This window comes from Nocardiopsis sp. RV163 (assembly GCF_001029525.1).
GTDB lineage: Bacteria > Actinomycetota > Actinomycetes > Streptosporangiales > Streptosporangiaceae > Nocardiopsis > Nocardiopsis dassonvillei.
The window spans coordinates 1-7236 of the sequence record NZ_LEKI01000218.1 but is presented as its reverse complement, the minus strand read 5'-3'; the positions used below and the strand labels follow the sequence as shown (position 1 = coordinate 7236).

At 68.6% G+C, this 7236-nt stretch carries 4 protein-coding genes and 1 pseudogene; all 5 read right to left on the bottom strand.

What is annotated here, in order from left to right; genetic code table 11:
* Positions 1-282: 282 nt before the first annotated feature.
* Positions 283-1989 carry an ABC transporter family substrate-binding protein gene (locus ABD54_RS24365; RefSeq protein ID WP_047871877.1) on the bottom strand — a complete coding sequence of 569 codons (1707 nt, stop codon included), beginning with the start codon at positions 1987-1989 and terminating at the stop codon, positions 283-285.
* A gap of 85 nt (positions 1990-2074) precedes the next feature.
* On the bottom strand, positions 2075-4258 hold the full coding sequence (locus ABD54_RS24360; protein WP_047871876.1) for an ABC transporter ATP-binding protein: 2184 nt from the start codon (positions 4256-4258) through the stop codon (positions 2075-2077).
* Between the two features lie 11 nt (positions 4259-4269).
* Entirely contained in the window at positions 4270-5181 is a 912-nt protein-coding gene (locus ABD54_RS24355; RefSeq protein WP_047871875.1) for an ABC transporter permease, read from the bottom strand.
* Positions 5182-5251: 70 nt separating this feature from the next.
* A complete protein-coding gene (locus tag ABD54_RS24350; RefSeq protein WP_047871874.1) occupies positions 5252-6232 on the bottom strand; it encodes an ABC transporter permease in 981 nt (326 codons plus the stop codon).
* 500 nt (positions 6233-6732) lie between these two features.
* Positions 6733-7236: pseudogene (locus tag ABD54_RS29255) on the bottom strand (hypothetical protein); the annotation flags it as partial.

The window sequence follows — 7236 nt, the reverse complement described above, 5'->3', positions numbered from 1 at the left end:
CGGCGGACGGCCCCGGTGTTCCCGATCGTCCGCCTGCCCGGGCAGATGGGCGGGGCCGGCCGGAAACGATGCCTAGACCTTGCCACAGCCGGGTCCGCGCCCCCAACCCCAGCCCCCGCCCCGGAGCAGCGCACGCGCCGTGTGTGGGCGACGACACACCGCACGGGGGCCGCGCGGAGGACCCGTCGGTCCAGGGCGGTACACGGCGAAGGGCGCCGGCCCCCGTGCGGGGACCGGCGCCCCGGCGCGTCCGCTCAGGCGGCGGACGGTGACGTCACGGGACTACTCGGCGGCCCAGCCGATGTCCTCGTAGACGTAGTCGGAGGCCAGGCCGAACTCTCCCCAGTTGTGCAGGTCCTCGTTCATGACGTAGAGACCAGGACGCTCGAAGAAGGGGATAGTCGCGACCTCCTCCCACAGGAGGCGGTCGATCTCGTTGGCGAGTTCGGCGTAGCGGTCCGTGTCGGTCTCGGCACGCAGCTCGTCGAACTTCCGGTCGATCTCCTCGGTCGAGGTGCGGGCGAGATTGTTACCCCACTCACCGTTCTCGTCCGGCATCGCGTAGTTCTCCTTGGCGTCACCCGCGTAGGGGTTGGAGCCGACGAGAACGTACGTGGCCACCTCATAGTTGCCCGGGATGACGTACTCGGAGAACAGGGCGTTGCTCGGCACCTGCTGGACGTCGACCTCGATGCCGATCTCGGCGAGCATGTCGCGACCGATCTCGGCCTCGTCCTGGGCGATGGCCATGTCGTCGGAGGCCACCCAGTCCAGGGTCAGCGTCTCGCCGTCCTCGTTGGTACGGAACTCGGCTCCCTCCTCCAGGGTCCAGCCCGCCTCGTCGAGCAGTTCCCCGGCACGTTCGGGGTCGTACTCCCCGTACCCCTCGCTGTTGTCCTGATAGCCGTACTGACTGGACCTCAGCATGCGGTTGGACTCACCGGTGATCGGCCAGTCGACCGCGCCGAGGGCGACCTCAGCGAGGGCGTCGGTGTCCAGACCCAGGGAGACCGCGTGGCGGACGCGGACGTCCTCCAGATCCGGGCTGGCGCCGTTGAGCGAGGCGAACCGGTGGCCGTGGTTGACCGCCTCGGTGAAGTACGTGCCCTCACGGTCCTTGAGCAGCTCGTAGCCCGCGGCGTCGTAGCCGAGGTAGAAGCCGTCGATCTCACCGTTGTTGAAGGCACCGGCCATGGCGTCGGTCCCCATCGCGTCGAAGACGATCTCGTCCAGGAGAGGCTCGGTCCCCCACCAGTCCTCGTTCTTCGTGATCGTGATGCGCTCGGCGACGTCGTCGAACCGCACGTTGCCGAAGGGCCCCGAGGTGACGGGGTAGTCCTTGACGTAGCCCTCCTTGAAGAGCTCCTCGTCCTCCATGTACTCCTTGGGGTACAGGGGGGAGAACAGGGACGGCCATTCAGCGAAGGGCTCGTCGAACCTCAGGGTGAAGGAGTACTCGTCGTCACCGGGGACGAACTCGGTGATCTGGTCGTATCCGGCCGTGCCGCCGAGTTCCCAGTCGCCCTCGCGCGAACCGCTGACGGTCTCGACCTGGGCCTCGTAGTCCTCGGAGGTGACGGGCTCCCCGTCGGACCACACGGCGTCGGGATTGAGCTCGTAGAAGACCTCGAGGCCGTCGTCGCTGACCCCGAAGTCGAGGACGAAGTCCTCGTTGGGCGAGGGCAGCCCCTCGGCGTCATAGCGGGTCGGGTCGGGCAGTACGGCGGCGGACACGCGGCGCACGTTGGCCAGGTTGCCCTGGGTGTGCCACATGTTGTGCTGCTGGTCGTAGGCGGTTATGGCCCACACGAAAGTGCCGCCCTCCTCCAGGTCCTCGCGGGGGGCGGGGTTCAGGTCCTCGGCGGGGAGGGAGGCGACCTCCTCCTGTGCCGCCTCTCGGTCGTTGCCCTGGTCACCGCCGCCGCAGGCGCTGGCGACCATCACCAGCGCCGCGACCGGGGCGAGGTAGCGCGCCTTCCCGATTCGCATGGGGATTTCCTCTCTGGGGTGATGCAGCCAGCGCGCGGGATGGCGCTGGCCGTGACGAGCCGGCCGTCGGGGGTCGGACGACCTCCTAGCGCTCCGCGAAATGGCAGGCTGCCGCCTGGTCACCGTCGTTCACGGCGAGGATCCGGGGCTCGACGCTCCTGCACTGCTCCCGGTCGGGTTCGGAGAGCGCGGCGAACTTCTGGCACCTGGTCCGGAACCGGCAACCCGAGGGCGGGTTGGCGGGGCTGGGCAGATCGCCGTCCAGAACGATGTGCCTGCGTGTGCGTTCCCTCTCCGGGTCGGGGACCGGGATCGCCGACAGCAGAGCCTGGGTGTAGGGGTGGGCGGGACGGGAGTAGACCGAACGGGTGTCACCGATTTCCACGATCCGGCCGAGGTACATGACCGCCACCCGGTCGGCGATGTGGCGGACCACGGAGAGGTCGTGTGCCACGAAGAGGTAGGCCAGGCCGAGTCGCCCCTGGAGTTCCTGCAACAGGTTCACCACGCCCGCCTGGATGGACACGTCCAGTGCCGATACCGGTTCGTCGAGTACCAACAACCCGGGCTCCAGCGCCAGGGCCCTGGCAATGCCGACGCGCTGGCGCTGGCCGCCCGAGAACTGTGCGGGGAAGCGTGTGGCGTGCTCGGTGTTGAGGTCCACCAGGTCGATCAGCTCGTACACCCGGCGTGTGACCTCGTCCACGCTCCTGCCGTGGGTTCGCAGGGGCTCGGCGATGATGTCGAACACCGTCATGCGCGGGTCGAGCGAGCTCATCGGGTCCTGGAAGACGATCTGCATGTCGCGGCGCAGCGCGAACCGGTCGGCCCGGCCCAGGGTGGCGACGTCGCGGCCCATGACGGAGATGGAGCCGCGCTGGGGCTCGGCCAGGTCCATGATCTCCATGAGGGTGGAGGACTTGCCGCAGCCGGACTCGCCGACCAGGGCGAGGGTCTCCCCCTCCCGGATGTCGAAGTCGATGCCGTCGACCGCGTATACGGTGCCCACACGCCTCTTGAACACCGCACCCTTCATCAGGGAGTGGTGCTTGACCAGGTCGGTGACCCGCAGAACCTCCGGTCGGTTCTCCCGAGGCACGTCGGAGAACGAGGTCTCGGGGATCTCCGGTACCGGGTAGATGTCCTGGGCGGTCCACTCCTGGTCGGTGATCTCGCCGGAGCGGACGCACGCCACCCTCTGGGTCTCGGCGTCGGCCTCCGCGGCTCCAGGCGCCGCCTCGGCCCTTCGGGCTCGGATCTCCTCCTCCGAGGGTTGTGAGCCCACCGCCAGCAACTCGGGCTCGGCCAGCTCGCACTCCGGCCGGACGAGGGGGCAGCGCGGAGCGAAGGGACACCCGGGCGGCAGGTCCGACAGCGACGGCGGGGTGCCCTTGATGGGGACGAGGGCGCCCCGGTTCTCCAGGTCCATGCGGGGGACGGCGCCGAGCAGGCCCATGGTGTAGGGCATCCTGCTGCGGTAGTAGATGTCGTCGACGCGGCCGGTCTCCACCGGGCGGCCCGCGTACATGACCAGGACCCGGTCGACGAACCCGGCGACGACGCCGAGGTCGTGGGTGATCATCACGATGGCCGCGCCGGTCTCCCTGCGGGCGGTGCGCAGCAGGTCGAGGATCTGCGCCTGGATGGTGACGTCCAGGGCCGTGGTGGGCTCGTCGCAGATGATGACGTCGGGGTTGTTGGCCATCGCCATGGCGATCATGACGCGCTGGCGCATGCCGCCGGAGAACTCGTGCGGGAAGGAGCGGTAGCGCTGTTCGGCGTTGGGGATGCCGACCAGTTCGAGCAGCTCCACGGCGCGGGCCCTGGCCCTGGCCCTGGGGGCGGAGGGGTCGTGGATCAGGACGGCCTCGGCGAGCTGGTCGCCGACCGTGTACACGGGGGTGAGCCCGGACAGCGGGTCCTGGAAGACCATCGAGATGACCTTGCCGCGTTTGCGGGCCATGGCGCGGTCGTCCAGCCCCAGGATCTCCTCGCCGTGCAGGCGCACGGAGCCGGTGATCCTTGCGTGGTCGGGCAGCAGCCCCATGGCGGCCATCGAGGAGACCGACTTGCCGGAGCCGGACTCGCCCACGATGCCCAGCACCTCGCCGCGGCGGACGGAGTAGCCGACCCCGCGTACGGCGCGCACGTCAGGGTTGCCGTTCGTTCCGGGGAAGGTGACGGTGAGATCGGTGACCTCCAGGACCGGAACGTCCCCGCTGAACCCGCCGGAGGTGCTCTCGGCGGTCAAGTCGGTGTCGGTGGTCATGCTGTACCCCCTCAGGACCGGCGCGACATGGACTGCGGGTCGAGGGCGTCGCGCAGCCCGTCCCCGATCATGTTGACCGCCAACACCATCAGCACCAGCAGAACTGTGGGAAACGCGAACATCCACGGGGCCGTGGTGGCGAACGCGGAGCCGGAAGCGATGACCATGCCGAGGCTGATGTCGGGAGACTGCACGCCCAGCCCGAAGTAGCTCAGCGCGGTCTCGCCGATGATCGCCGTGCTGACCGTGATCGTGGCGTCCGCGATGAGCAGGGATGACATGTTCGGCAGGATGTGGCGCAGGATGATCTTGCTCGGAGGTACGCCCATGAAGCGCGCGGAGTGGATGTACTCGCGCTCGCGCAGGGAGATGGTCAGGCCCCGGATCATCTTGGAGGTGACCATCCAACTGAACGCGGCGAGCAGGATGACGAGGACGAGCCAGCCGCCCTGGCCGACGAAGTGCTTGGAAAGGATGGCCAAGATGACGAAGTTGGGCAGGACCAGCGCCAGGTCGGCGATCCACATCAGGGCCCGGTCCGGCACCTTGCCGAAGTAACCGGCGAAGGCGCCGACCAGGGCGGCCACGGCTGTGGAGATCACGGCGACCAGCAGGCCGATGAGCAGAGAGGTCCGAAGGCCCGCGGTGGCCTGGGTGAAGACGTCCTGGCCGGTGCGGTTGGTGCCCGTCCAGTGTTCACCCGAGGGGGCTTCGAGCAGAGCGGTGTAGTCGCGCTCGCCCACTTCCCAACCGCTGACGAGCGGGCCGACGAAGGCGAAGAGGGCCAGCAGGGCGAGCATGACGATGCCGACGACGACCCGTCGGGTGCCCAGGAGTTGGCGTACGACGTCCTTGAACCGGTTGGGGGCCGGCGGGACCGTCGGCGCCTCGACGGGCTCCTTGCTCTTTTCGATCGTGCTCATGGCTTGCTCTCCAGGCGGGCTGGCGCGGTCTCGCGCGGTGGAACGTTGCGGGCGGCGGCGGGGGAGGCGCTCACACCCGCACCCGGGGGTCGAGCCAGGCGTAGAGGATGTCCGATAGGAAGGACGCCGCCATGATCGTGATCGCCATGAACCAGGAGACGGCAGCGACCACATGGACGTCCTGGCGGAAGATGGAGTCGATCAGCCAGGCGCCCATGCCGTGCCAGCCGTAGATCTTCTCGGTGAAGGTGGCTCCCGACACCAGGGCACCGAAGGTGAAGGTGAAGTAGGTGATGGTGGGGATCAGAGCGGTGCGCAGGGCGTGCTTGAAAAGGGCCTTCCTGCGTGTGAGGCCCTTGGCCATGGCGGTGCGCACGAAGTCCGCACTCAGCACGTCCAGCATCATGTTGCGCTGGTAGCGCGCGAAGGAGGCGAAGAGGGCGACCGCCAGCACGACAGTGGGCAGGACAGCATGGTGGATCCGGTTGAGCAGCAGTTCCCACCACGGCCCGTCGAAGCCCGCCGAGTACTCTCCCGAGTAGCGCAGCAGTTGGAAGCCGAGCCCGTCGTTGACAGTGACGGCGAGCACCTGGACGACGATCGCGATGACGACGGTGGGCACCGAGAGCACGAAGAAGGAGGCCGCCGTGGCCGCCTTGTCGAATCTGCGGTACTGGCGCACGGCGGCGTAGGCGCCGACCGCGATGCCGACGGCGCTGCCGAGGACGGTGGCGACCGTGATCAGGCGCAGGGTCACGCCCGCCTTCATCCACATCTGCTCAGTGACGTCCACGCCCTGGATGGTCCTGCCGAAGTCGCCCTGAACCACCCCGCCGATCCAGACGGCGTAACGCTCGGCGAGCGGCGCCTGGTCGTTGAGGTTGAGCGCGTCCAGTTGGGCGTTGACCGCCTCCGGCGTCGGCGGCGGTTGCATCTGCTCGAAGTATCCGCGCGGATAGAGGTTCGTCGCGGCGAGCAGGTAGGCGAAACTCGTCGCGAGGAAGATCAGCACGACGTAGTTCAGCAGCCGCCTGGCCAGGAACTTGCCCAAAACTATCTCCGAACCTCACGGCCGAGCCCGGCACTCGTCCTGTTGTGCGCGGTCGTCACCGGAGCGCCCCTGGCCGGGGTCCGAAGAGCCAGAGGACGATGCCATCGGTGGACGGCACCGTTGGGCCTTCGCGATCCCGCGACCACCGGCGGGGGTCGCTCCCGGCGACTGCCGAAACACGCTTGCGCCCGGTTCACGATCCGTGACCGGAATGTCAAGAGTCTGCGATGAGCTAGACACTCGACGGTAAACACTGCATCAAGAAAAGACAACAGTGGCCGATTGAGCACCCGATTGCAGTCGATTTGTCAAGTTTTACACGTTCTGCAATGAAATGACTCTGCATAACAACCGACAACTGGCGTGAACTGGGAAAACACACTTCACACCCCCCGTGAGCGCACCTCCAGCGACCTAACATTCGGACATAAGACCGCGAAAGTGACACTCAACTTCCGAATAACTCAGATATGCCGGAAAACCCTCACCTGGGGCAGGTGTCACCACAGGACGGTTTCACGAAAGGCCCGGAAGGACTCGGAGAACACCCGCGCTCCGCACGGAAGGGTTCCCCGCACGGCCCGGAGGTGTTGAACCAGGCCCACGGCCGCCGTTGAGCCGCCCTCGGGTTCCCGCGTGCCACGCGTACGGCCGGAGCGCTCCCGCGCCGCCGCGCCGATCGCGGCCGGGGGCACGAGCCGTGGCACCAGGGGCGCGGGCGAACCCGACCGCACGATCCCCCACCAGGCGCCCGGGGAACGCGCCGCGTCGCCCGCCACCCCCAGGGCCGTCCAGGTCACCGGACCGGCCAGGGCGGCGCCCCTGCCCCGGTACCAGGACGCCAGGTGCTGCGCGACCGGGGCCGCTCCGACGGGACGTCCCGCGAACAGCAGGGCGAGCCCGGCCGCGCGTGCGCCGCGGCGGCGGCGGGCCAGGGGACCGGCCGCAGCGGGGGGGGTGACCGTTGGCCGGTCCCGGGCGCTCCTGCCGGGGCAGGGCGTGCC

What these genes read in the sequence shown, in the direction of transcription:
- ABD54_RS24365 (WP_047871877.1), bottom strand. Translation starts at nt 1,989, where the DNA reads ATGCGAATCGGGAAGGCGCGCTACCTCGCCCCGGTCGCGGCGCTGGTG.
- ABD54_RS24360 (WP_047871876.1), bottom strand. Translation starts at nt 4,258, where the DNA reads ATGACCACCGACACCGACTTGACCGCCGAGAGCACCTCCGGCGGGTTC.
- ABD54_RS24355 (WP_047871875.1), bottom strand. Translation starts at nt 5,181, where the DNA reads ATGAGCACGATCGAAAAGAGCAAGGAGCCCGTCGAGGCGCCGACGGTC.